The following is a 1710-nucleotide window of genomic DNA, read 5'->3' as shown; positions in this document are numbered from 1 at the left end:
GCGACGGCCGCGGCGGCGAGCGGCAGGCAGACGATGAGCGCGCGAACGGCAGGTGCCAGGCGCACCGCGTTGTCGGCGGAGAGCATGGCCCGCGCGCCGGCGCCGACCGCGGACGCGATCTCCGCGGGCATCCACGGGCCCACGGCGGCCGTCACCGCGAGGAACTCTCCGCCGGCAAGCGCGCGCAGGAAGTCGATCCCGATGAGCAGGCCGCCCTCGAGCAGCCCCCCGGCGCCGAGCACCGCAAACGCCATGGTCACGCCCTCGCTCCTCGTGAGGTGCCCCACGAGCGCGGTGAGCACGACGTAGGGCGCGGCGCAGAGCCACGTGCAGCCGAGCCAGGCCGCCGCCTGCCACGCGGGCTCGGGGCTCGCCACCGGAACCCCGGAGACCAGCAGGCCGAGAAGCCCAGCCGCAAACGCGAGCACGGTCAGCGCGGCGGCAAGCGCCAGCGAGAGGACGCACTTCTCGGCGAACCAGAGCATGCGGGCGCGCTCGCCGAGGGACGAGAGAATCGACCGCGCGAAACCGATGTCGGTCCGGTCGCAGCACACGATGGCCGCCATGGCCGCGGCGAGGATCTGGACGCCGCCCATGGAGAGCGCGGAGCCGGTGAGGTCGTCGTAGCGGACGGGTCCCATGCCGGTCCAGCGCATCATGACGGCCGGCGCGAGCAGGAGAAGCGCCACGATGGCGGCCGCGCCCCAGATCCAGCGGGAGCGCAGGACGCGGTAGGCGTCCGAGCGGAGCAGGGCGATCATCGGGCCTCACCGTCCCCCGCGTGCGAAGGCGCCTGTCCCTTTTCCACGCCCATGAGCTCGACGAAGTACTCCTCGATGTCGCGCTCCTGCTGGGCGAGCTCGCGGACCTCGACGCCGGCCGAGAAGCACGCGGCGCTGACCTCGTCGAGCGGGGCGCCCGTGACCACGAGCGCGCCGTCGGGCTCCGCGCGGAAGGCCGCCTGCGGGAGCGCCTGCTCGAGCAGGGCGAGGCCGCGCTCCGGCGCCGCCAGCCGCACGCGAACGGAGCTGCCGCGGCGCTCGTGGAGCTCCTCGTCGGTGAGCTCGGCCGCGAGGCGGCCGCCCGCGATGACGCCGAAGCGCGTGGCCACGCGGTCGAGCTGGTCGAGCACGTGGGAGGAGATCATGACCGTGACGCCGCGCTCGCGGTTGAGGCGCACGAGCGCGAGGCGCATGGCGCGCGTGGCCTCCGGGTCGAGGCCGTTGAAGGGCTCGTCAAGGAGCAGCAGGTCGGGGCCGCCCACGAGCGCGAGGGCAAGGCCCAGGCGCTGCTTCATGCCGAGCGAGTAGGCCTTCACGCGGCGGCGGTCCGCGGGGTCCAGGCCCACGAGGGCGAGCAGGTCGTCCGCCACCTGGCCCGCGTGCGTCATGCCGAGCGCGAGCGCCTTGGCGACGAGGTTGTCGCGCGCGGTGAGGCTTGCGAGCACGCCCGGGCTCTCGATGAGGGCGCCGATGCGCGAGAAGCCCTGCGGCGTGGCGCCGCCGCGCTCCGGGTCGCCGAAGAGGACGACCTCGCCCGCCGTCGGGCGCGCCAGGCCGCAGACCATCTTCATCGTGGTGGACTTGCCGGAGCCGTTCTTGCCCACGAAGCCGTAGATGTCGCCGGCGGCGACGGTCATGTCCAGGTTGTCCACGGCCAGCTTGCGGCGGTAGCGCTTGGTGAGGCCGTGCGTCTCGATGACGTTCACGC

General features: G+C 74.0%; 2 protein-coding genes. Both read right to left on the bottom strand.

The window, feature by feature from the left end; genetic code table 11:
- On the bottom strand, positions 1-761 hold a 761-nt coding region (locus E0L17_RS10840), incomplete at its 3' end, for a hypothetical protein (protein WP_206109134.1).
- Positions 758-1710, bottom strand: a 953-nt coding sequence (locus E0L17_RS10835; RefSeq protein WP_286163467.1) for an ABC transporter ATP-binding protein, incomplete at its 5' end; no start/stop codon positions are given. The genes E0L17_RS10840 and E0L17_RS10835, both read right to left, overlap by 4 nt.

Source organism: Olsenella sp. SW781, from assembly GCF_012027725.1.
Classification (GTDB): domain Bacteria; phylum Actinomycetota; class Coriobacteriia; order Coriobacteriales; family Atopobiaceae; genus Thermophilibacter.
Note: the sequence above shows the minus strand (reverse complement) of the source record. Positions and strands in the feature narration are given on the sequence as shown.